Consider the following 21,157-nt stretch of genomic DNA (forward strand, 5'->3'; position numbering starts at 1 on the left):
AGATAACAATTGTGTAGAAGCATTTTTCCAAGACAATGATGCTCTGATTAATTGGGTAAATCAACAACATCTTGATGTGGCGGTAACCTGTGTGGGAGATGGGCATGATGGGATTTGGAATCTCATCAGTCGTATTGGTAAGGATAGTCAACGAATAGAGATTCTAGATTGGTATCATTTAGTCGAAAACTTAGGCAAAATTGGCGGTTCAAATCAACGGTGAGAGCAGGCAAAATCATTGCTTTGGTCAGGAAAAGTAGCTGAGGCTAAAGCTTTATTTTCTGAGGACAATTCCCAGGCAGCTAAAAATTTTTGTAATTATTTAGTAAAACATCAGCATCGGATTGTTAACTACCAATATTATCAAGCTGAAGAGATTTGTTCAATTGGTTCAGGAGCCGTCGAGTCGGCAGTTAAACAAATTGGCAGACGAATTAAAATTTCGGGCGCGCAATGGCTACCAGAGAATGTGCCACAAGTCTTAGCCCATCGTTGTGCATACCTGAATGGTCTCTTCACCATTTAATTTATCTACAAAGGTGACATGCTCCCATCGAACATATTTTCATATTGGGACAAGTTGGGGAGTATCTGAATCAACTATTTGCCGAATTGTAACTGATATCGAATCAACTTTAATGAAAACGGGAAAGTTCCGTATTCCGGGGAAAAAGGCATTACTCAAAGACTCTGATTATCCAGAATTCGTGGTGATGGATGTCACAGAAACAGCTATTGAACGACCTAAAAAAAAACAGAAGAGATATTACTCAGGCAAGAAGAAATGTCATACTCTAAAAACTCAATTGGTAATTAATCAAGAGACGAGAGAAATTATTTCCACTGCTTTTGGACCAGGGCATTGCCACGATTTTAACTTGTTTAAAAAAAGTAAAATTTATTTTCATCCCGAAACAAATAGCTTACAAGACAGTGGCTATCAAGGGATAAAGGATTATCACCCTAATAGTTATATCCCTAGAAAAAAACCAAAAAATGGGAAACTTTCTCGTCTAGAAAAAGACGACAATCGAGTTCTAGCACAGGAGCGAATTATGATTGAACACGTTAATCGGAGTCTCAAAATTTTTAAAATATTGTCGAGTCGTTATCGGAATCGCCGTCGCCGTTATGGTCTGCGTTGTAATTTGTTGTCAGCAATTTACAATTATGAGTTAGCTCTAGGGGGCTAAATTTAAAACTTCTGATTATAACATATATTTTTTTTGCAAGAGGTCTATTTGATTTCCCCAAAATACGTCAATATACTTACACACAGAAAATCATTGAAGCTTGCTCTACATATAGAAAATCATTGAGGATTGCTATAATTAATGCGGATGTCAAGGGCTCAATGAATAGGGGTCGAAAAGTAACCGCCAATGGGTTTCTCCCTGATCGAGGAGAAAGAGGCGCTTGTAGTTGCGCCAGTACGGTTTTTTAAACCGTATAAACATAAGAATATGGTTTAAGGTAATATTTGACTATATTTTTCTGAACTATGTCTGAATTTGAAACCGGATTGCCCAGCGTTCGCTTAATACAAAGTTACATCAAAGACAAACAACAGGTGGAGATTAAACTCCTTACCGGCGACTTGCTAGCGGGCAGAATTTTTTGGCAGGATAATAGCTGCATTTGCCTCCTCGATTCGTCAGACCAACAAATTCTGATCTGGCGACCAGCAATTGCTTATCTCAAACCCAACGGCTGAGGAGACTGGGACAGTGGGAGAGTGGAGACGGAGAGATTTGGAGAGGGAGACAGTGGAACAAATCTTCCCTCTTCCTTCTTCCTTCTTCCCTCTTCCCTCTTCCTTCCCTAATCGCTAAACAGCTTTTCGCTGACTTGGGCGGCGACAAAAGGCAGCTTTAAAGCAGGTTGTGGCACCGGCGGTGAGGCCGTCCGCTGCATCAAGCCGAGTTCGTAGAAGCCGCCGCACAGCAGCAAACGATCGCCTTCTTGCAAATTGGTAGTTCCGTCCGGCCAGCGAGTAAATTTCCCTTCCCGGCGGATCGCCCGCACCTGCACCCCGTACTGACCCAGCAAATCTACCTCTGACAGTTTTTTGCCCGCCCAAGGGCTGTTTGCTGGCAGCCTCAGCCACTGACAAGAACTGTCGCCCTGCGGGACTGCAACTTCCCCCTTCGCCAGCAACTCAAAACTGATGAGTTCTTCCGGTTCTCCTACTACAAAAAGTCGATCGCCCGACTGCAAAGCTGTTTTGCCGTTAGGATAATCAATTTCCTCGCCATCTTCGCGGACGATCGCCATCACGCTGACCCCTGTCAACTGGCGCAGGTTAGTTTCTTCCAGAGTCATGCTGGCAATGGGAGAACCCGACGGCAAGTTGTACCACTCGCTGTTCATATCTCGAACCGCCACTTTCAAATCCCGCGAAACCGCCAAAGGTTCGCGCGGTGGTCGCAATTCCAGATAGCGGCTGCTGCGAATTTGCTGCACATCCCGCCCGATCGCCATTGCGGAGAGCCCCATGCCAGCCAGCAAGTGGGAAGACAGTTCTAAACTGGCTTCAAACTCCGGCTGCACAACTTCCCAGGCGCCCAGTTGGTAAAGCAGTTCGATGTCTTTATCTTGGTTGGCCCGCACCACAATATCCAAATCCGGCACTAATTCTAAAGCCCGCTTCAGACACAAGCGAGTGCTCATGGGATCGGGAAGGGCGATCGCCATGGCTTTTGCCCGTTCCACCCGGGCGGCTTCCAATACGTGCAAGCTGGCAGCATTCCCGTAAATGTAAGGAATTCCTTGCACTCTGCACTCTTGAATTCTACTTTCTGACTCGTCGATCACCACAACTGAACAGTTGCGACTTTGCAGCATTTTGACTAAAATTCTGCCGACTCGCCCGTAGCCACAAACCACAACATAATTTTGTTCCGGCAAAGTTTCAGCTATTGCCACAGGTTGAGATGTTTCGTCAAAATAGCGCTGCAAAGGCCCGAAATTCTCCGCCCATTTCAATAACTGCGGCACGCTTCTCAATACAAACGGAGTTAGCACGAGGGTGACGGCTGTCGTTCCTAAAATTAACAGGTAAACGTCCCGCGAAACCAGCCCCATAACTTGGCCAGAACTAGCGAGTACAAAAGAGAATTCTCCTATTTGAGCTAAGCCCAAACCTGTGATCAAGGCTGTTTTTAGCGGGTAGCCAAATAGTCGGACGATCGGCGTTATGATCAAGAATTTGCCGACAAATACTATAAATACCAGTCCCAGAATTACTTCTAGATGGTTCCATAGAAACAGCGGGTCAATTAACATTCCGATGGTGACAAAAAATAAGGATGCAAAAATATCTCGCAAAGGCTCGACATAAGTTAAAGTTTGGTCGGCATATTCCACCTCCGAAATCATTAAACCCGCCACAAATGCGCCCATCTCGATCGAAAAACCCAAATATTCTGTAAGCAGCGCAATACCTAAAGCCAAAACCACAACTCCCAGCAAAAACAGTTCCCGACTTTCTGTTTTCGCGAGGTAGCGCAGCAACTGCGGTACTATCCAAATGCCCGCGACTACAGCACCGAGAGCAAATAACCCGATCCGCAGTAGGGCCCACGCTACCGTGATGCCGATCGCTTCTGGTGGCTGGTTAAGTGCCGGCAAAACTGCTAGCATTAGCCCCAAAGCCAAATCTTGAACTACTAATATTCCCAGCATGACTTGACCGTGGGAAGTACCGCCTTCATTACGCTCCATCAAGCACTTGAGTACGACTGCTGTCGAGGAAAGTGACAGAATCGAGCCTAAAAACACGCCTTGAGCGGGCGATTCTACCCAGCCAACAGCCAAGGAAATTGCAGTAGTAATGGCGATCGTCAGCACAATTTGCAAGCCCCCCCCGCCCAAACTAATGGCTTTTACTTTCTGGAGTTCGGCGAAAGAAAATTCCACTCCCAAGGCAAATAACAGAAAGGCAACCCCAAATTCAGCCAGGGTGTCTACCTGAATTAATTCTTTAATCAGCCCCAAACCGGCGGGCCCAACTACGATCCCTCCCAGGAGATACCCGAGAATTACCGGCTGTCGCAACAGCGATGCAAAGAGTCCTCCTGCTGCGGCAGCAGCGAGAACTAGAACTAAGTCAACGATCAGTCGGAAGTCTTCTTGCACAACTTTATGAAAAAAGTATAAAGTTATATTATAGTCTCTAATGTGTTGACTATGTTTGGCGTGTTGACTATAGTTGAGTAGCAAGCCCAACTGCCACTCTCGAACCAGGTATTTTCTCATGACAAAGAGTTCAACTCCTCACAAAAAGCTTAACCTCTTGCAAGTTTATCGAGGGATTGCGGCTTTATTGGTGGTAATGTTTCACATCAACCAGATGAGTACGGAAAGATTAAATCAAGTTACTTTTTTTAATTTATTTCTGGCTGGGGAGAGCGGTGTTGATTACTTTTTTGTATTGAGCGGTTTTATTATGGTGTACGTTCACCGCTCGGCGATCGGTAAAAAAGACCAGTTAAAATCTTTTTTAGTTAAGCGCGCCGTGAGAATTTATCCGATATACTGGATAATTACTCTGACAGTTTTGTGTTTCTTTCTAGTAATTCCAGGTTTTGCTAACAATCAAGATTTAGGTTTAGGATACGTAATTGTGTCGCTTCTCTTGATTCCCCAAAAGGACAAGCCCATTCTCGATGTAGGTTGGACTTTAATTTACGAATTATATTTTTACTTCCTGTTCAGTATAGCTATCTGGTTGAAACCAAAATATTCTGTACCGATACTTTCGACTTGGCTATTTGTCACGATTCTACAATTTTGTAAAATTGTAAAATTCCCCGGCTCTTTATTCTTGCTGAATCGAGGATTTGGGAATATGAATCTAGAATTTGTTTGGGGCTGCTTGGCTGCGTATATTGTGATTAAATATAACAATAAGATCGGCAAGTACAGGTGGATAGTGTTTGGGATAGCAAATTTAGGATATGTTATTTTAGGAATGCTCGTCGCGTGGAGAAAAATAGAGATCGAGCGCATCACTACTTTTGGATTGCTAGCAGCTCTGTTAATCATTGCTGCCACCTTGATAGACCTCAAGGATTCCCCGAAAATTCCTTATCTTTTAATCTTCTTGGGAGATGCCTCCTACTCGATATTTTTGACCCACGGGCCGCTGATTTCCGCAAGTACAAAAATTCTGCAAAAGGCGAATTTAGGCAAATATTTCGACGGTTTCTTTGCTCCGGCTCTACTGGCATTGTTCGCCGTAGTTTTCGGTTGCATATTCTACTCTTTGATAGAAAAACCATTGACAGTTTTTCTGCGCCAAAATATTGTTGAAAAAATGTTTCATCCCAAAGCAGAAGGCAGAATCTAAAAAAGCCGAAGGTTTGACGGCGTTGGAAGCTAAGAATCCCGATACTGTCTGCTGTGAAATTAATCTCCTTCTAACGGGTTATTGTTACTTTCGGCTTCCAGCTCCTAAACTGTGATTTTAGTCATCAAAAACGCACTCACTATAGATATTTGAGCTGTATAGTGAAAAGCCCTCGCAGGCGCCAGATTATGGGGATTATGGGCAGCCATATCTCTGCACCCGCCACCTTTGTCAATTGCGATTGAGCGTCTGATTGTGGCTAGCCACGGGGGTCAAACTAACGAGGATAAGGTGAAAGCTGCCGTCGCACCTGTAAAGACTGCGCTAAAGGCGATCGAGCCCCTAACTGTAGGATACTCCTATGAGCTCGGTCACGAACTGAGCATTGCCGATTTCTACCTAATTCCCGTCTTCACCTACCTATCCCAGACCCCAGAGTACGAAGCAACGATCGCAAAAACTTCTTCGCTGCGGACTTGGTGGAATGAAGTCAGTCAACTTCCCAGCGTCAAGAAAGTCTGTGCTTGACATCTTTAGCATTTTATAAATCCCGGATTTACAACCATGCCGCATTTATTTGAGCCCTTAGATCAACTTGGCGTTAGCTTCCGAAATCGCATTGCAGTTTCTCCCATGTGCCAATATTCAAGCGTTGATGGATTCGCCAATGATTGGCATTTGGTTCATCTCGTCAGTCGAGCAGTAGGAGGGGCAGGGCTGGTGATGACAGAAGCAGCGGCAGTCGAGCCAGAAGGACGAATTACGCCACAAGATTTGGGAATCTGGGACGATGCTCACATTGAAAATTTGGCGCGAATCGTCGAGTTAATTCACCGCAACGGTGCGGTTGCTGGCATTCAGCTTGCTCATGCAGGTCGAAAAGGCAGTACAGCAGCTCCGTGGGATGGCGGCGAGGTGCTTTCGGAATCTCAAGGAGGATGGACTTCGATCGCCCCTAGCGCCATTCCATTTGATCCCGATAGCCCCGCCCCGATAGCTCTGAGTATCGAAGACATTCAGAAGCAGACGACACTCTTTGTGAAGGCAGCCCAACGCGCCCTCGAAGCCGGATTTGACGTAATCGAGATTCATGCGGCTCACGGCTACCTACTGCATGAATTTATGTCTCCCTTGAGCAATCAACGGACAGATGACTATGGTGGCAGTTTTGAGCATCGCATCCGGTTTTTATGTGAAGTCGTGCAAGCGGTGCGAAATGTTTTGCCCGATCAAACACCGCTTTGGGTTCGCATCTCTGCAACCGATTGGGTTCCAAATGGTTGGGACATTGAACAAAGTATTGCACTCAGCGATAAATTAAAGTCACTGGGCGTTGATTTAATCGATTGTTCATCAGGCGCAATTGTACCGGGTGAAAAGATTCCGACGGGTGCAGGTTATCAAACTATTTTTGCCGATCGCATTCGACGCGAAGCCAACATCGCCACCGGAGCCGTTGGTATGATTACTGCACCCGCCCAGGCTGACCAAATCATCCGTACAGGTCAAGCAGATATGGTATTACTTGCCAGAGAAATGCTGCGCGATCCTTATTGGCCGATGCGGGCTGCGAAGCAACTACGTCAATCTGTGCCTGCTCCAATTCAATACGATCGCGCTTGGTAATTAAGCGGATTTGCGCTCGATTTTAGGTGAGCCGATTTAATCAACTAACAGGGGTAAAGATGTCTGAGATTCAAAACAAGGTTGTCATTATTACCGGAGCAAGTAGCGGTTTAGGTGAAGCAACGGCTCATCGTTTAGCCGCCAGCGGAGCCAAACTGATGCTTGCTGCCCGCCGCGAAGATAGACTCAAGGACTTGGTGGCTGCGATCGAAAAAACAGGTGGCACCGTTGCCTATCGAGTCACCGACGTTGCCGATCGCGCCCAGGTGCAAGCATTGGCGGACGCAACGCTGGAAACCTATGGACGCATTGATGTGCTGGTTAATAATGCGGGCTTAATGCCACTGTCTCCCCTTGACCAGATCAAGGTCGATGAGTGGGATCAAATGATTGATGTCAACATTAAAGGCGTACTTTACGGCATCGCTGCGGTGCTGCCGACTATGCGCCAACAGAAGTCTGGCCATGTGATCAATTTGTCGTCTGTTGCAGGACATAAAGTATTTCCGGCGGCGGCAGTTTACTGTGCTACCAAGTATGCAGTGCGAGCGATTTCTGAAGGGCTGCGGTTGGAGTCAAACGGTGAAATTCGTTCTACCAACATTTCACCCGGTGCAGTTGCCACTGAGTTGACCAGTACCATCACTCATGGTGATACGGCATCAGGGGTGAATCAGTTGTATTCAGTCGCCATTGATGCCGATGCGATCGCCCGGGCGATTGCCTATGCCATCGAGCAACCCGGCGATGTGGATGTCAACGAAATGATAATCCGTCCGACTCGTCAGGAGTTCTGAAGTGGGGCGCATGAGAGTCGATCGACTCAACTGAATTTAACCTAACGGCTGAACAGGAGACCGAATGGCTGGTGAAATGCACTACATTCGAGGTTGCACAGGTAAGGATCGTGAATTAAATAATTTGCATAAGCCTGTGGGATGGGCCAGAAAGCCCGTGCCTTATAGACGGGCTTTCTGGCCCATCCCACAAGAAAATCACGCATTGCAGGTTATTTAATTCTCATTCCTAAGCTGTTGCTGCTGATTCATAGTTTGGCTCGAAGTTGGCGATCAGGGCATCCCATCCTCAACGAGTTCGCTGCTAAACGCGATCGGCTTGATTACGAATAACTCAGCAATGTCTGTCGATTGGTTCGATCGCACATCCCCTCGCGATCGGTTGGCACTACCCATCCGTTCTTCTGAGTGCATCGTTGTGTCGATGGCACCTTCCTCCGTCAAACTCAACAATCTAATCCATCTAGCCACCATAATATCGGATAATTGTAAAGCAATTCACCAAGCTAACAGCATGAGTATTGACCAATTAAACACAGACTACGGCATTACCGAGAACCTCACCTTCGCCACCGGAAACGGTGGTTTCCCGATGATTCACATCGACAACGGTCAAGCCAAAGCCTTAATTTCTGTGTATTCCGGTCAAGTGCTCTCCTTTCAACCAGCCACCGAAACCACAGATTTGATGTTCATCAGTGACAAAGCCTACTACGCCGAAGGGAAAGCCATCAAAGGCGGTATACCCATCTGTTGGCCCTGGTTTGGCCCCGATCCCGAAGCCTTGGGGCGTCCGAGTCATGGGTTTGTGCGGAATCGCCTCTGGAATGTACTAGAAACCGCCACAACCCCAGACGGCGCAACCAAAGTCACTCTCGGACTCAAGGATACCGATGAAACTAGAGCAATTTGGCCCCAAGCCTTTGAACTGGCGATCGTGATTACGATCGGCACCAGCCTTACTGTAGAATTAATCACCCGCAATCTAGGCGACAAAGCATTTCCCCTCACCCAAGCTTTCCACACCTATTTTCAAGTCGGCGATATCAACCGCGTGCAGGTTTTGGGTTTAGAAAATAGCCAGTATCTTGATAAAGCTGATGGTGGTGTGGAAAAAACTCAAGTGGGTGCAGTAGCAATTACAGGTGAAGTCGATCGTATTTATCTCGATGTCACCAATGAATTAGTCATTGACGATAGCGCCCTCAATCGTCGGATTCGCATTAAATCATCTGGTAGTAAATCCGTCGTAGTGTGGAATCCCTGGGTGACAATTTCTGCAAATATGGCCGACCTTGATGATGCAGATTATCAGCGTTTACTCTGCGTAGAAACGACCAATGCAGCTACAGATATTGTGGAAGTTCCCCCTCATGGTGAGTTCCGCTTGCAGGCAATTTACAGCGTTGAACGCGACTAAGGAATTAGAGCTTAATCTTAGCGGTGATGGGGCAAAAATTTTCAGTAAGCGGTTCAACATTTCAATTGGATATTTTGGGCGTTGCTCAAATCCCACCCACAAAACTGGGATTGTTTCTTTAAATACAACTTAAATGCCGATTAGCTGATTGAATTGAAAAACTCTGTCACCCTACTGACTAATAATACCAAATCCAAAATTTCTCCCCTGTTTATTTCTTAATCCGCGAAAGACGTTCGGCGAAGCTGAGTCGAACCGTCTAGCCGTAAACGAAACTTTGTACGATCTGTTTTAACCGCCGACTCCGATCTTTTTACTTACCATCAATTATTATGCAAAACTTCAACTGGACAAAACTTCAAAATGGATCAGACATTCGGGGTATCGCCCTCGAAGGCGTTCCCAATGAAAAAGTCAACCTAACGCCCGAAATTGCGACAATCTTAGGTAAATCTTTTGTCAGTTGGCTGGTGCAAAAAGTCAATAGACCAGCGGCAGAATTAACGATCGCGATCGGGCGTGACAGTCGCCTATCAGGGCCAACCTTAATGCAAGCAGTCATGGAGGGAATCGCCTCAGTTGGTGCAACCGTGTACGACTTTGAAATGGCCTCAACCCCCGCCATGTTTATGAGTACCATTACCCCTGGTTTTCATTGCGACGGCGCGATTATGCTCACTGCTAGCCATTTGCCCTTTAATCGAAACGGCTTAAAGTTTTTTACCGCCAAAGGTGGCTTACAAAAACCGGATATTACAGATATCTTAGCACTAGCCCAAAGCAATAACTTTCAGCCAGCCGCATCGCCCGGTAAGATTACAAAGCATGATTTCATCTCTGTTTATGCTAACCAATTTGTGAAAAATATCCGAGAATCAGTCAATCATCCATATAATTTTGAGGAACCACTAACAGGATTAAAAATTGTTGTGGATGCGGGTAACGGCGCTGGCGGTTTTTATGTTGATAAAGTATTAAAACCTTTAGGTGCAGACACCAAGGGCAGTCAGTTTTTAGAACCAGATGGTACTTTCCCCAATCATGTGCCAAATCCCGAAGATAAACAGGCAATGCAGTCAATTCGTCAAGCAGTAATTCAACGTCAAGCTGATTTTGGGATTATTTTTGATACCGATGTCGATCGCAGTGCGGCTGTGGATGGAGTTGGCAAGGAACTCAATCGCAATCGCTTAATTGCCTTGATTTCTGCGATCGTATTACAAGAACACCCAGGCTCTACCATTGTCACCGATTCTATCACCTCCGATGGATTAACGCAATTCATCGAACAAGATTTAAAAGGGATTCACCATCGCTTTAAACGGGGCTACAAAAATGTGATTGACGAGTCGATCCGCCTGAATGAAGCCGGCCAGGAATCATGGCTGGCGATTGAAACCTCTGGACATGGAGCATTGAAAGAAAATTACTTTCTGGATGATGGCGCTTATTTGGTCAGCAAAATATTGATTGAATTGGCTAATTCAAAGCTAGCAAAACAATCTTTGCCAGATTTAATTGCGAATTTAAAAGAACCGGAAGAAAGTGCAGAATTTAGGATTAAACTTGGTGTAGATGATTTCAAGGCTCACGGCGATCACGTTATTGAGCAACTGCAAGAATTTGTCTCAACGCAAGCAGACTGGAAAATCGTTCCCAATAACTACGAAGGTCTGCGAATTTCCTGCACGTCAGCTAGCGAATCCGGCTGGTTTCTGTTACGCTTATCACTCCATGATCCGGTGATGCCTTTGAATGTTGAGTCAAATGTTAAGGGTGGTGTCGCTCGCATAGTGGATCGGCTTTTAGCTTTTTTCCAAACCACCGAATCCCTTGATTTTTCGGCACTATCGAGCTAAGTTTTACTGGTGTCAGACTATTAGTAAACCAAACCCAAGGAGGAATTTAATCATGTGGCTTTTAATCATAAAATGTTCTGCTGAAAGCTGGGATACCCATTCCAAAGCTTTCAAAGCGATCGCTGATAAATATCCGGCTACCCCTCTTTCTTCCAAAAAGATGAAAGGTGATGGTGAACGGATTATGGAATATCAGCTTGAGAATGTCAATGATGTAGAGGAATTTATGGAAGAATGCTTAACCTTAAATGGCTTCACCGCTACCTTTGAATCTCTATAATTCGAGGTAAGAATATTATAGAAATTCTCAATTTTTATCTCATACCCTTTTCGATGTGAGATTGAAAACTTGGGAATTAATACTATTTATATCGTTTCCCGTTGCATCGGAATAATATATTTGGATCATGTCATATCAAATCTGTTAGCATCGGCATTATTCCTCTCTCTAATCTCGACAAGCGCGTGAATCAGCGTCAATCCCTTGTCATCTGCAGCCCGACAAATTCTCTTTCTTTAACCGCCGATACAGGCAGATAAACACAGATTCACGCCGATGAATTAGATATATTCCGGTTGCAACATCGGTGATTGTTGACTGTTGACTGAATTTTACTATTCCGATGCTACCGGAATTGATATTACTCAAAAATAGGCTACAATAACTAGAGAGTTTTAGGAAGATTATAGGAAAGTAAACGCTCCAGAAAGAATTGATTTAACAGCAGCAACACTTCGGACACTTTTTGATCGCCTGACAATAAGGGTTTCAGGGCGCTCCAATAGCTGCAAGTAACGCTTACGAAGCACACTATCAGCCAAAAGTGAAAATCAAGGGTTTGATGCTACGACATAAAAACGCAAGCGGGGGCGGACGCACGCCGACCTCAGAAACCCGGTTTCTTCGTAGATTTATCGTGAGTCATCGCAAAACTCGTAGAAACCGGGTTTCTAGCTACCTATACGTGGGCCATGAAACTGTCCGAAGTATTGTAAATCTTCGACTTGAGGAAGGCAACGGGATTTGTGCGAAAGTATGAGCGTCACGCCAAATTTTTGAGTGTTGTTAAGTATTGATTTAAGTTAGTCTCATCTCCAAATCTTTGACCAAGCTTTTTACCTACGGGTGTTTCTATCGAGTTATTGCGGATTGCTATAGTTAGTCTAGATAGTTAAAAATATATCAGCAAGAAAAAGGTTAAGGACAGCTAGTGATGGTAATGACTGTGAATCGAAGCAACTGCGGGCTAAGTATGGAAATAATTACAGGTCTGATTTTGCGGTGGCGGCAGTTGAAAGCGAACAAGCTAAGCGCCAGTTCGAGCGGGGGAATTGTTGCTGGCCTTCTAAGTTTTGCCCTGCCGGTGCAAGCTTTGCAGGTAGTTGTGACGCCAACAAATCCCGAACTGGGAGATACGCTGTCAGTAATGATTCAGGTTGACGGTAACGGCGGGGAAACTCCCAAAGTTTCTCTACAACAAAAAAACTACCCCGCGTTTCCGATCGGCAACGGACGCTTTCGGGCCCTGCTGCCGACGACGCCTGCCGAGAAACCCGGTGCGCGCCTTCTTCAAGTCTCCGGTGACGGACAAGTGCAGAAGTTGAACGTGCAAGTGCGCGATCGAGATTTTCCCACCCAATCCATCTGGCTACCGCCTGGGAAAGACGAGGAAGGTACAGATGCTGAATTCGATCGCGTAGACGCATTTAAAGCACTGGTGACACCCCAAAAATTTTGGGACGGCAAATTGTTGCGCCCCAACTCCGGCGAAATCACCACTATTTACGGGGTGAGGCGGTATTATAATGGGGTATTTGCTCAGGACTACTACCACCGCGGCGTTGATTACGCGGGTGCTTACGGTTCCCCTGTAGTCGCACCTGCAGCAGGTCGGGTGTCTCTAGTGGGACGCGAATCGCAAGGGTTCAAAATCCACGGGAACGTCGTTGGTATCGACCACGGTCAAGGCGTAGCAAGTATTTTGATGCACCTCAGCCGGATTGATGTCAAGGAAGGCGATGTCGTGAAAGCCGGTCAAGTAATTGGTGCTCTGGGGTCAACGGGAGCGGCGACAGGCCCTCATTTACACTGGGGACTTTACGTGCAGGGGCAGTCCGTCGATCCTGTACCTTGGCGGCTTCAGGGAATTGAGTAGGAATTCTTACTGATTTTGACGGATTTATCAGTCAATTATGGGGTAAGTTTGTGGCTAGGGTGTGCAGATAACTTTATGGGTTATCAGTATTGAGTTAGGATTTGTAGAAAATTTCTCAACTCAACTCTCAAAACTCGAATCTCAAGACGCTAACAATCGCGTCTTCACAAAACTTTATTGATGATGCCGTTGAGCGGGGACGCATATATGAGTATTGAAAAAATTGTTGAACAGGCTTTACAGGATGGCTATTTAACGCCGTCTATGGAAGCTGAGGTGGGACGGATCTGCAATACGGCTTCGGAATTGTCGATCGAAGAGTACATGGCTCTCGATCGTCTGATGGGATCTTTGTTGACTGGCGAAGTTGTGGTTCTGCCACGCAAACAGTTCATCAACGTTATGGAAGAGTTGGTACTCAGCGATGCGATCGCTAGGGTTGCCGAAATTGAAGCGACGAGCGACCTGAGTCTGGATGTGGGAGATATTGCAGCTTATGCTTTAAATAGGCTGCCACCTCTGTACGCTACGACGGAAGAGGGCGCTCACTTTCAAAGGGCTAGGGCTAAAGAGCAACTTCACGATTTGATTTCTAAAGAAGTCAACGCAGCGATCGCCCGCAACTTGGACAGGCCCGACACTCCAAACCCTACAGCTTTGGGCAAGTCTTCTGGAAACGAAGTTCTTACACAGCTAAGCACTTGGCTGCAAGCTAACGCCACTAATTTTGAGCAGTAGCCGTAGTACCACTCCCAACGGCTATTTTGATTAAGTCGATCCCGCTCAATTCAGAAAGCGGGATTTTTAGTTTCTGATCTCAAATCTGTTAGCATCGGAATTATTCATATATCTATTCTCTTCATCTGCGTGAATCAGGGTCAATCCATTGTCATCTGCGGTTAATACATTCTCTTTTTTTAACCGCAGATGAGGGCAGATAAACACAGATTAACGCAGATAAATTAGATCAATTCCGGTTGCACCGTCCGTGAGTGTTGACCCTTCGGCTTCGCTCAGGGCATCGCTGTTGACTGGATTTTACGCCCGATGATGCTACCGGATTTGATATGAGCCACTAACACAGGACGTAGGCAAATGGCATCATATATAGTAAGGTGCTCTACTATCCCGAAATCCTCGATAGTCGTTCAATTAAGGAGTCTAACGCACCCTACAAGTGGATGGTGGTGTGACATTTCACCTTAGTCCTCTAACATTCATCTGAAGGCCGAAGCCAGAAGGCACAAGACCGAAGCCAGAATTCAAGAAAAAAAATTAAAATTTAAGAGTTTTCTTTATTTGTTACATCAAAGAAAAAAAATTCTTTTCCTTCTTCCCTCTTCCTTCTTCCTTCTTCCTTCTTCCTTCTTCCTTCAAACCATTAATTGTTGTTGTCAGAAGAGTCGGCAGAGGGGCCAGCCGTAACTTTTGTTTCTCGCTTTTCGCGTTTTTTCCGTTCCGCTTGGATGACATCTTGAAGCACTATTCGCGCTTGAGCCATTTTTTCCAAATTGCTGCGGTACAAATCTAAATCTTTGCTAACTTTGTCTTCTGGCAGGTGCAAGGCCGCACTGACTTTGGCGATCGCGTCGTTTCGCGTTTCTTGGTCTTTTACTAAGTTAGGGTCAGCTTTTTCTAATAGCGAGAACAAACCGATCGCGAACAAGCGGCTGTACTTAAATTGAGGGTTGCTGGCGATCGCCCCTAAAGACGCTTGCAAATCCGCTGTATCTTCAAAGCTGGTCGAAAGATCGACCCACGAGAGCAACTCTTGCCCGGAAAGTCGATCCGCCAAGCTTTCCAATCGCTGAGCGTCTTGTTTGTACCGCTCTGGATCGTCTTCTAGGGACTTGCACAAAGCGTTAAAAATCGAAACTCTGTCGGCTTCTGGGGCGTACCCAAGCATGAATCGATCAAAAGCTGTCACTATCCCCAAAGCATAAATCGGGTCGTATTGAAAATCGGCATTCGCCGAAAGCAAGTGCATTTCTACCATCAACTCTTCCACCACTCGACGGTAAATTGAGTTGATCGGTCGAGTGTGAATCGTATAGAAACTTCGCTTAGTATCTGAAACAGTACGGTTATTGTTCACCTGAGTCTTATAGATAAATAATTTTGCCGTAGCGGGCGTGCCAGCGCGGCGTGAGTAAAGTCGGGGGAGTCAATTCTGCGATCGGGCTGACAATAAGTGCCAGTTTTTTTAAGCGTTGCCGCCGGATTGCGAGACAAAATTTTATCAAAAAGATTTTACGCGCGATCGGCAGCAACAATTAATATGTCGCAATAGGAGGGAAAAACCCCAGTATCTTTACAATCATAGCTTAGCTGGGATCGCTCATAAATCTAATCTTCTGATTTGCCCAGCCTAGATATGGCCTTACATATCACAATAATTTTTTCTTGTCAACCCCTAGTCGTGAAAAATCAAACAAACATGACAATTTCTCCTGAATTAATAGCTTTAGCCCAGTACATGGCGGGCGAATTTGACAACCGGGAACAAGCGCTAGCAGAGCCGGCGTGGTACGTCCACCTTCGTTTATGGCAAAGACCACTACCCGTTCCTTTATTTTCCGAACCCAGCATTGCCCTGTTTGCCGAACAAGCCAACATTCTGGAATTAGACAAGCCATACCGCCCCCGCATCGTGCAACTGAGGCACTCACAGATAGCGCCAGGACTTATCGAAGCTCAGTATTATATGTTCAACGACATTACAGCCGTCCAAGGAGCCGGTTGCAACCCCGACTTGCTTGGAAAGCTAACGAAGGAGCAAATCCAACTCCTCCCCGGCTGCACCCTGTCGGTTGCAGTGCAAAATTTAGCCTCAAACAGCTATCGCTTTCGGGCATCTTTGCCGGAGGGCACTCGCTGCGGCTTTGCCTACGGGGGGCAAAATTACCAAGTAGACTTGGGATTTGAAGCCGCAGGCGAGGAATTTCTCAGCTACGACAAAGGAATAAGCCCCACGACAGGCAAGGCTATCTGGGGAGCTTTAATGGGCCCTTTTAGATTTGTCAAGCGTCAGGATTTTGCTTCTGAGATATTGGTTTGAAGCAAGAAGCAACAAGAAACAAGGAAGAAAGATTTAGCTATCTAGGATAGAAGGCAAGACTTTACCTTGACCTATTCTTCTACTTTAGTGTTTTGGTGAACCTCTCAACCTCTCAAGGAAGGAAGAAAGCATAAGGAAGCTGGCAAGAATTTACCTGCTTCCTGTTCTTGTGCAGGCTTCCGGCGCATTTTGTGAGCCTCAAGCTTAAATTGCGCTTACACCGCAAGCGATGCAAGCGGGAGTGGTCAACTTGCGCGCGGCACCCCCTCTAGAGCTTCTTCTTCCGTTTCAAAGATTTCAAACACAGAATCCATCATGGTGACTTCAAACACCAGTTTGGCTTCGGGATGAACATTGCAAATGCGGAAACTTCCCTTAACTTTATCCGCATCCCGCATACCTGCTACAAGTGAGGTCAGGCCAGAGCTATCGATAAAGTTAACCTGACCAAGATTCACTACAACATGGCGGCTAAGTTTGGAAATACACTCTTGCAACTTGAGGCGGAATTGCCAAGCTGTAGTGATGTCCAACCGTCCTGTCGGTGCTAAGACGATAACTGTTGTACCGTCTTGAAGCGTGTGGGTTTTTTGATCAATATGAATCACTGACCCTTCCCTCAAATTTATTATCTATCGCGGTGGTTACTGTCCCAGTAGTTTAACTCAGGTCGGTGACTGCTGAGGCATCCAATTCGCCCAATCTTGCGGTTTTAAGAACTTGGAGTAGAGTTCGGCTTCGGGAGAGTTGGGTTCTGGCTCGTAACAGTATTCCCAGCGTACCAAAGGTGGCAGGGACATTAAAATCGATTCGGTGCGTCCGTTGGTTTGTAAGCCAAAGGTCGTGCCTCGATCGTACACTAAGTTAAATTCAACGTAACGGCCGCGGCGGTAAAGTTGGAAATTACGCTCACGCTCGCCGTATTCTTTCGATCGGTGCTTTTCAATAATGGGGGTGTAAGCCGGCAAAAATGCCCGGCCGCAGTCCTGTACAAAGGCGAACAGCGACTCCCAACTCCTAGGTTCCGGCACCCCGATGTTGTTGCTGCACTCAGCAGCCTTGCCTTTGACATGATGGTCGCGGTAAAGCGCGCCTTGAGCGCTTTGGTAGTCAAAAAACAGTCCGCCCACGCCGCGGGTTTCTTGGCGGTGGGGGAGGTAGAAATATTCGTCGCACCAGAGTTTAAATGTCGGATAATATCCGGGATGGTGGCGATCGCAAGCTGCTTTTAGAGTTTTGTGGAAATGAGCTGCATCCTCAGCCAACGGGTAATAAGGAGTCAAATCTACACCACCGCCAAACCACCAAATCGGGCCGGCCTCAAAATAGCGATAATTCAGGTGAACCGTTGGCAAGTAGGGATTGCCAGGGTGCAGCACCATCGAAGTGCCTGTTGCATAGAAATCGTGACCGGCGGCTTCTGGGTGCTTTGCCAAAATCAAGGCCGGCAAACTTTCGCCCCAGACTTGGGAAAAATTGACTCCCCCCTGTTCAAAAACATTGCCTTCCCGCATGACGCGAGAACGTCCGCCGCCACCTTCGGAGCGTTCCCAAGAGTCCTCCTTAAATTTGCCAACGCCATCGAGCTGTTCGAGGGATTGACAAATTTCATCTTGTAGGCTTTTCATAAATTGGCTGACTCTAGCTCTAGAGTCAGCGGGCGGCAAAAACGGAGAAGTGGCGGTTTTAAGTGTGGTAGAAACTGTCATAAAATTTTCTGTTGTCAGATTTGAGTCTTAGATGGGCGATGATTCCCAAATCCAGTCGGCACTGTAATTATGCCACCGTAGGTCTGCAAATGATCGCTATGAAGTTACATTAAAAAATAGCAATAAAAATATACTTAAACCTGCGATCGAAAATTCGCTAACCCAATTGCAGAGCTATGGTGGAGAACACAATGCCCAATACACTCGATGTTAGTTCAGTCTTAGAAATCCTGCGACCTGTGCAAGACCCCGAACTGCAAAAGAGTTTGGTGGAATTGAACATGATTCGTAACATAAAAATTGACGGCGGTGTCGTCAGTTTTACTTTAGTGCTGACAACGCCTGCTTGCCCGCTGCGAGAATTTATTGTCGAAGATTGCCAAAAAGCGGTCAAACAGTTGCCAGGAGTCGAAAAAGTGGCGGTGGAGGTGACAGCCGAGACGCCGCAGCAGAAGGGAGTGGTCGATCGCCAAGGCATTGAAGGCGTTAAAAATATTATCGCAATTTCCAGCGGCAAAGGCGGCGTCGGCAAAAGCACGGTGGCGGTAAACGTGGCAGTAGCGCTGGCACAAACCGGCGCTAAGGTGGGTTTGCTGGATGCGGATATATATGGGCCCAACGACCCGAATATGATGGGTTTGGGGGACGCGAAAGTGATGGTTAGGGACGGAAAAAGCCGGGAAAGCCTCGAACCAGCCTTCAACTACGGCGTCAAATTGGTGTCGATGGCGTTTTTAATTGACAAAGACCAGCCCGTCATTTGGCGCGGCCCGATGTTAAACGGGATCATTCGGCAGTTCCTCTATCAGGTGAATTGGGGCGATTTAGACTATTTGATTGTCGATATGCCTCCGGGTACTGGAGACGCGCAGTTGACAATGGCGCAAGCGGTGCCGATGGCTGGTGTGGTGATCGTGACGACGCCGCAGACTGTGGCTTTGTTGGACTCTCGCAAGGGTTTAAAGATGTTCCAGCAGTTGGGAGTGTCGGTGTTGGGAATTGTGGAAAACATGAGCTATTTTGTGCCGCCGGATATGCCCGATAAGCAATACGATATTTTCGGTTCTGGTGGCGGGGAAAAGACTGCTGCTGAGTTGGGAGTGCCGCTGTTAGGCCGCATTCCGCTGGAAATTCCGTTGCGGGAAGGTGGCGATTCGGGGGTGCCGATCGTGGTGGGGCAACCGGGTTCTGCTTCAGCTAGGGAGTTGCGGGCGATCGCGGGCCGCATTGCCGGTAAAGTTTCCGTAGCAGCCTTAGCGTAACAAACTCTTGTTTCTGGGCTTTGCCTAGCGTCTTCCGGTTGACGAAGATTTGCCTAGTTCTCAGGCTCTGCTTGGGAACTAGAAACGAGAAACGGTAAGCTATAAAGAGCAAACTTAACATTCAAAGAATTATGATTTTTCCAGGTTCGGCAGTTCGAGTTAAAGATAAGGGTGAGATTTACTACGCCTTTCAAGGACAAGTCCAGCGAGTTACCGACGGGAAAGTCGCGGTACTGTTTGAAGGTGGCAATTGGGACAAGCTGATTACGTTCCGGCTTTCGCAATTGGAACTTGTGGATGCTACGGCCGGCCGGGCCAAGTAGTCATTAGTCGTTAGTCATTGGTAATTCGTAATTTTGGACTTACGCAGGGTGGCGAGAAACCGGGTTTTTAATCGAAATACGTGCTGATCACCCTCAAGTTTGGTAAAAAACCCGGTTTCTGACTACTCATATTATCAAGAGACTTGAATTGCATAAATTTTTGATTGATAGAACAACCGCAGATGAAAGGCAGATCGACACAGATTAACGCAGATAATTTCAACAATTGACAGTGAATGAATGCAATATTGTCTAATGTGGAAAATTCTAAGCGTGCCGCACTGTGGCTGAAAAAGCCGTAACACAAAACCAATGCCCCATGCCCCATCCCCAATGACTAATAACTAAAACTATGCGTTTACCATTACCCCAATTTGCTACAAAAGAGCGGCATCCCGATCGCATTGCTGAGGTAATCGAGACGGCAACTTCGGAGTTTTTGGCTCAATGTTTGGAACCAGAAGACTTAAGTTTTCCTGTGATGCCACCTTTTGGGAGTTGGGTGAAGGCCGAGGATGAAGAGTCGAAAAATCAAATCTACGGCGTGGTTTATTACGCTACGACTAGCCCGATCGACTCGGTGCACAGAGCTCGCGCTTTGGGTTTGTCGCTGGAAGAGTTGCGGGAAGAACAACCGCAGATTTTTGCGATGCTCAAAACCGAGTTTCGAGTGGCGATTGTGGGGTTTGAGACTGCGCCGGAAAGGTTGAACGGTCACGGCCCATCGAGGGGTAAATTTTATCAGTATTTGCCGCCGCGCCCGCCGCAAATTCACCAGGCGGTTTATCGCTGCGAACCGGATGAGGTGATTGATTTTACCGTACAATTGGATTTTTTGAGGACGCTGCTGGGGGTGACTAATGCGCCGGTGGATGCGCTGACGGCGGCGGCGATTCGGGAGATTTATCAGTTGCGGATGCGCGATCGATCTTGGTTAGTGGAAGCGGGGAGGAGTTTGAGTGTTTTGTTGAAGGATGATTATGACAGGTTGCGGGTAATTTTGAGTCAGATTCATCCGTAGGGAAAAGCTGGAATAAGATAATCTGGACTTACGCAAAAGTGGCTTGACACGCTACGGATAGCAGTAAGGTGTGCAAAGCGCACCTTACATAATTAGGTTCTGCGTCAGTCCCGATCGGGTTTTTTGTGAGGAAAAATATTTTATGTGGGTAGAGGTAACACCGCTGAATCAAGTTCCCGAATGGGGTGTCTTGAAGGTAAAAGTTGACGAAACTTCAGTGATTTTGAATCGTCAAGGCATGAATGTGACTTGTTACCGTAATGCTTGCACTCATTTAGAATATCCGATCGACATGGGTAAGGTAAGCAGCGGTATCATTACCTGTCCATTTCACAAATATCAGTACAAGTTAGATACTGGTAAATGTTTGAATGCACTAGGCGATTCCCTGGAATCTTATCCGGTAAAAATTGAGGGCGATCACGTTTTTGTCGAGATAGATTAGTTATGCGTTAGTCGTTAAGTCTGACAGGGGTTTAAACCCCTGTCTCATAGGTCAAGTCGTCTCAAGACGACTGTAGATTAGTATTTGATATCAAGTCCGGCTTAAATACCCCCTCACTCTCTTAGTCTGCG

Annotated in this window: 21 protein-coding genes and 2 pseudogenes; 17 read left to right on the forward strand and 6 right to left on the reverse strand. The window is 46.4% G+C overall.

Going from position 1 to position 21,157, the window contains the following annotated elements:
- The 3 genes and pseudogenes from QUA40_RS18770 to QUA40_RS18780 form a co-directional block, all read left to right on the forward strand.
- Positions 1-526, forward strand: a pseudogene (locus tag QUA40_RS18770) (ISKra4 family transposase); the annotation flags it as partial.
- A 25-nt stretch (positions 527-551) separates the two neighbouring features.
- A pseudogene (locus QUA40_RS18775) lies at positions 552-1,193 on the forward strand (IS5 family transposase); the annotation flags it as partial.
- A 308-nt stretch (positions 1,194-1,501) separates the two neighbouring features.
- On the forward strand, positions 1,502-1,714 hold the full coding sequence (locus tag QUA40_RS18780; RefSeq protein ID WP_333128515.1) for an Hfq-related RNA-binding protein: 213 nt from the start codon (positions 1,502-1,504) through the stop codon (positions 1,712-1,714).
- A 107-nt stretch (positions 1,715-1,821) separates the two neighbouring features.
- Here the strand turns inward: QUA40_RS18780 and QUA40_RS18785 are convergent, their stop codons facing one another.
- On the reverse strand, positions 1,822-4,137 hold the full coding sequence (locus tag QUA40_RS18785) for a cation:proton antiporter domain-containing protein (RefSeq protein ID WP_333128562.1): 2,316 nt from the start codon (positions 4,135-4,137) through the stop codon (positions 1,822-1,824).
- A 118-nt stretch (positions 4,138-4,255) separates the two neighbouring features.
- Here QUA40_RS18785 and QUA40_RS18790 point away from each other — a divergent pair, with 118 nt between their 5' ends.
- From QUA40_RS18790 to QUA40_RS18805, 4 genes are all read left to right on the forward strand, one after another.
- Entirely contained in the window at positions 4,256-5,350 is a 1,095-nt protein-coding gene (locus QUA40_RS18790; RefSeq protein WP_333128517.1) for an acyltransferase, read from the forward strand.
- Between the two features lie 228 nt (positions 5,351-5,578).
- A complete protein-coding gene (locus tag QUA40_RS18795) occupies positions 5,579-5,878 on the forward strand; it encodes a glutathione S-transferase domain-containing protein (RefSeq protein WP_333128519.1) in 300 nt (99 codons plus the stop codon).
- Positions 5,879-5,914: 36 nt separating this feature from the next.
- Positions 5,915-6,976, forward strand: coding sequence for an NADH:flavin oxidoreductase/NADH oxidase (locus QUA40_RS18800; protein ID WP_333128521.1), 1,062 nt, complete (start codon positions 5,915-5,917; stop codon positions 6,974-6,976).
- 59 nt (positions 6,977-7,035) lie between these two features.
- A complete protein-coding gene (locus QUA40_RS18805) occupies positions 7,036-7,773 on the forward strand; it encodes an SDR family oxidoreductase (RefSeq protein ID WP_333128524.1) in 738 nt (245 codons plus the stop codon).
- Between the two features lie 273 nt (positions 7,774-8,046).
- On the opposite strand, the gene QUA40_RS18810 is transcribed toward QUA40_RS18805, so the two are convergent.
- Positions 8,047-8,247, reverse strand: a complete 201-nt coding sequence (locus QUA40_RS18810; protein WP_333128526.1) for a hypothetical protein — start codon at positions 8,245-8,247, stop codon at positions 8,047-8,049.
- A gap of 40 nt (positions 8,248-8,287) precedes the next feature.
- Here QUA40_RS18810 and QUA40_RS18815 point away from each other — a divergent pair, with 40 nt between their 5' ends.
- From QUA40_RS18815 to QUA40_RS18835, 5 genes are all read left to right on the forward strand, one after another.
- Positions 8,288-9,193, forward strand: a complete 906-nt coding sequence (locus QUA40_RS18815; RefSeq protein ID WP_333128528.1) for a D-hexose-6-phosphate mutarotase — start codon at positions 8,288-8,290, stop codon at positions 9,191-9,193.
- Between the two features lie 332 nt (positions 9,194-9,525).
- Positions 9,526-11,052, forward strand: a complete 1,527-nt coding sequence (locus QUA40_RS18820) for a phosphomannomutase/phosphoglucomutase (RefSeq protein WP_333128530.1) — start codon at positions 9,526-9,528, stop codon at positions 11,050-11,052.
- Positions 11,053-11,104: 52 nt separating this feature from the next.
- Positions 11,105-11,332 carry a hypothetical protein gene (locus QUA40_RS18825; RefSeq protein WP_333128533.1) on the forward strand — a complete coding sequence of 76 codons (228 nt, stop codon included), beginning with the start codon at positions 11,105-11,107 and terminating at the stop codon, positions 11,330-11,332.
- 973 nt (positions 11,333-12,305) lie between these two features.
- Entirely contained in the window at positions 12,306-13,208 is a 903-nt protein-coding gene (locus QUA40_RS18830; RefSeq protein WP_333128535.1) for a M23 family metallopeptidase, read from the forward strand.
- 207 nt (positions 13,209-13,415) lie between these two features.
- Positions 13,416-13,946 (forward strand): late competence development ComFB family protein, encoded by a 531-nt coding sequence (locus QUA40_RS18835; protein WP_333128537.1) that lies wholly within the window; start codon positions 13,416-13,418, stop codon positions 13,944-13,946.
- Between the two features lie 643 nt (positions 13,947-14,589).
- On the opposite strand, the gene psb29 is transcribed toward QUA40_RS18835, so the two are convergent.
- Both psb29 and QUA40_RS18845 read right to left on the reverse strand, forming a co-directional pair.
- Positions 14,590-15,303: a photosystem II biogenesis protein Psp29 gene (gene psb29, locus QUA40_RS18840; protein ID WP_333128540.1), complete on the reverse strand. Its 714-nt coding sequence runs from the start codon at positions 15,301-15,303 to the stop codon at positions 14,590-14,592.
- 7 nt (positions 15,304-15,310) lie between these two features.
- Positions 15,311-15,451, reverse strand: coding sequence for a hypothetical protein (locus QUA40_RS18845; protein ID WP_333128542.1), 141 nt, complete (start codon positions 15,449-15,451; stop codon positions 15,311-15,313).
- A gap of 194 nt (positions 15,452-15,645) precedes the next feature.
- Between QUA40_RS18845 and QUA40_RS18850 the strand changes: the two genes are divergently transcribed.
- Complete coding sequence (locus tag QUA40_RS18850; protein ID WP_333128544.1) at positions 15,646-16,266, forward strand: chromophore lyase CpcT/CpeT; 621 nt, start codon at positions 15,646-15,648, stop codon at positions 16,264-16,266.
- A gap of 245 nt (positions 16,267-16,511) precedes the next feature.
- Here QUA40_RS18850 and QUA40_RS18855 read toward each other — a convergent pair whose 3' ends face one another.
- Together QUA40_RS18855 and hemF are read right to left on the reverse strand one after the other, a co-directional pair.
- Positions 16,512-16,874: an STAS domain-containing protein gene (locus QUA40_RS18855; protein ID WP_006631392.1), complete on the reverse strand. Its 363-nt coding sequence runs from the start codon at positions 16,872-16,874 to the stop codon at positions 16,512-16,514.
- A gap of 57 nt (positions 16,875-16,931) precedes the next feature.
- On the reverse strand, positions 16,932-17,975 hold the full coding sequence (hemF, locus tag QUA40_RS18860; RefSeq protein ID WP_333128546.1) for an oxygen-dependent coproporphyrinogen oxidase: 1,044 nt from the start codon (positions 17,973-17,975) through the stop codon (positions 16,932-16,934).
- Between the two features lie 191 nt (positions 17,976-18,166).
- On the opposite strand from hemF, the gene QUA40_RS18865 reads away from it, so the two are divergent.
- The 4 genes from QUA40_RS18865 to QUA40_RS18880 all read left to right on the forward strand — a co-directional run bounded on the left by QUA40_RS18865 (position 18,167) and on the right by QUA40_RS18880 (position 21,026).
- A complete protein-coding gene (locus tag QUA40_RS18865) occupies positions 18,167-19,237 on the forward strand; it encodes an Mrp/NBP35 family ATP-binding protein (RefSeq protein ID WP_333128548.1) in 1,071 nt (356 codons plus the stop codon).
- Between the two features lie 131 nt (positions 19,238-19,368).
- A complete protein-coding gene (locus QUA40_RS18870; RefSeq protein ID WP_293145052.1) occupies positions 19,369-19,560 on the forward strand; it encodes an NAD(P)H dehydrogenase subunit NdhS in 192 nt (63 codons plus the stop codon).
- Positions 19,561-19,912: 352 nt separating this feature from the next.
- Positions 19,913-20,581, forward strand: coding sequence for an HAS-barrel domain-containing protein (locus QUA40_RS18875; RefSeq protein ID WP_333128550.1), 669 nt, complete (start codon positions 19,913-19,915; stop codon positions 20,579-20,581).
- A 142-nt stretch (positions 20,582-20,723) separates the two neighbouring features.
- Positions 20,724-21,026 carry a Rieske (2Fe-2S) protein gene (locus QUA40_RS18880; protein WP_333128552.1) on the forward strand — a complete coding sequence of 101 codons (303 nt, stop codon included), beginning with the start codon at positions 20,724-20,726 and terminating at the stop codon, positions 21,024-21,026.
- Positions 21,027-21,157: the final 131 nt, after the last annotated feature.

It is taken from the genome of Microcoleus sp. Pol11C3 (assembly GCF_036701485.1).
Lineage (GTDB): Bacteria > Cyanobacteriota > Cyanobacteriia > Cyanobacteriales > Microcoleaceae > Microcoleus.

Coding starts and splice junctions, on each gene's coding strand:
- QUA40_RS18780 (WP_333128515.1), top strand. CDS start 1,502: ATGTCTGAATTTGAAACCGGATTGCCCAGCGTTCGCTTAATACAAAGT.
- QUA40_RS18790 (WP_333128517.1), top strand. CDS start 4,256: ATGACAAAGAGTTCAACTCCTCACAAAAAGCTTAACCTCTTGCAAGTT.
- QUA40_RS18800 (WP_333128521.1), top strand. CDS start 5,915: ATGCCGCATTTATTTGAGCCCTTAGATCAACTTGGCGTTAGCTTCCGA.
- QUA40_RS18805 (WP_333128524.1), top strand. CDS start 7,036: ATGTCTGAGATTCAAAACAAGGTTGTCATTATTACCGGAGCAAGTAGC.
- QUA40_RS18810 (WP_333128526.1), bottom strand. CDS start 8,247: ATGGTGGCTAGATGGATTAGATTGTTGAGTTTGACGGAGGAAGGTGCC.
- QUA40_RS18815 (WP_333128528.1), top strand. CDS start 8,288: ATGAGTATTGACCAATTAAACACAGACTACGGCATTACCGAGAACCTC.
- QUA40_RS18820 (WP_333128530.1), top strand. CDS start 9,526: ATGCAAAACTTCAACTGGACAAAACTTCAAAATGGATCAGACATTCGG.
- QUA40_RS18825 (WP_333128533.1), top strand. CDS start 11,105: ATGTGGCTTTTAATCATAAAATGTTCTGCTGAAAGCTGGGATACCCAT.
- QUA40_RS18830 (WP_333128535.1), top strand. CDS start 12,306: ATGGAAATAATTACAGGTCTGATTTTGCGGTGGCGGCAGTTGAAAGCG.
- QUA40_RS18835 (WP_333128537.1), top strand. CDS start 13,416: ATGAGTATTGAAAAAATTGTTGAACAGGCTTTACAGGATGGCTATTTA.
- QUA40_RS18850 (WP_333128544.1), top strand. CDS start 15,646: ATGACAATTTCTCCTGAATTAATAGCTTTAGCCCAGTACATGGCGGGC.
- hemF (WP_333128546.1), bottom strand. CDS start 17,975: ATGACAGTTTCTACCACACTTAAAACCGCCACTTCTCCGTTTTTGCCG.
- QUA40_RS18865 (WP_333128548.1), top strand. CDS start 18,167: ATGCCCAATACACTCGATGTTAGTTCAGTCTTAGAAATCCTGCGACCT.
- QUA40_RS18870 (WP_293145052.1), top strand. CDS start 19,369: ATGATTTTTCCAGGTTCGGCAGTTCGAGTTAAAGATAAGGGTGAGATT.
- QUA40_RS18875 (WP_333128550.1), top strand. CDS start 19,913: ATGCGTTTACCATTACCCCAATTTGCTACAAAAGAGCGGCATCCCGAT.
- QUA40_RS18880 (WP_333128552.1), top strand. CDS start 20,724: ATGTGGGTAGAGGTAACACCGCTGAATCAAGTTCCCGAATGGGGTGTC.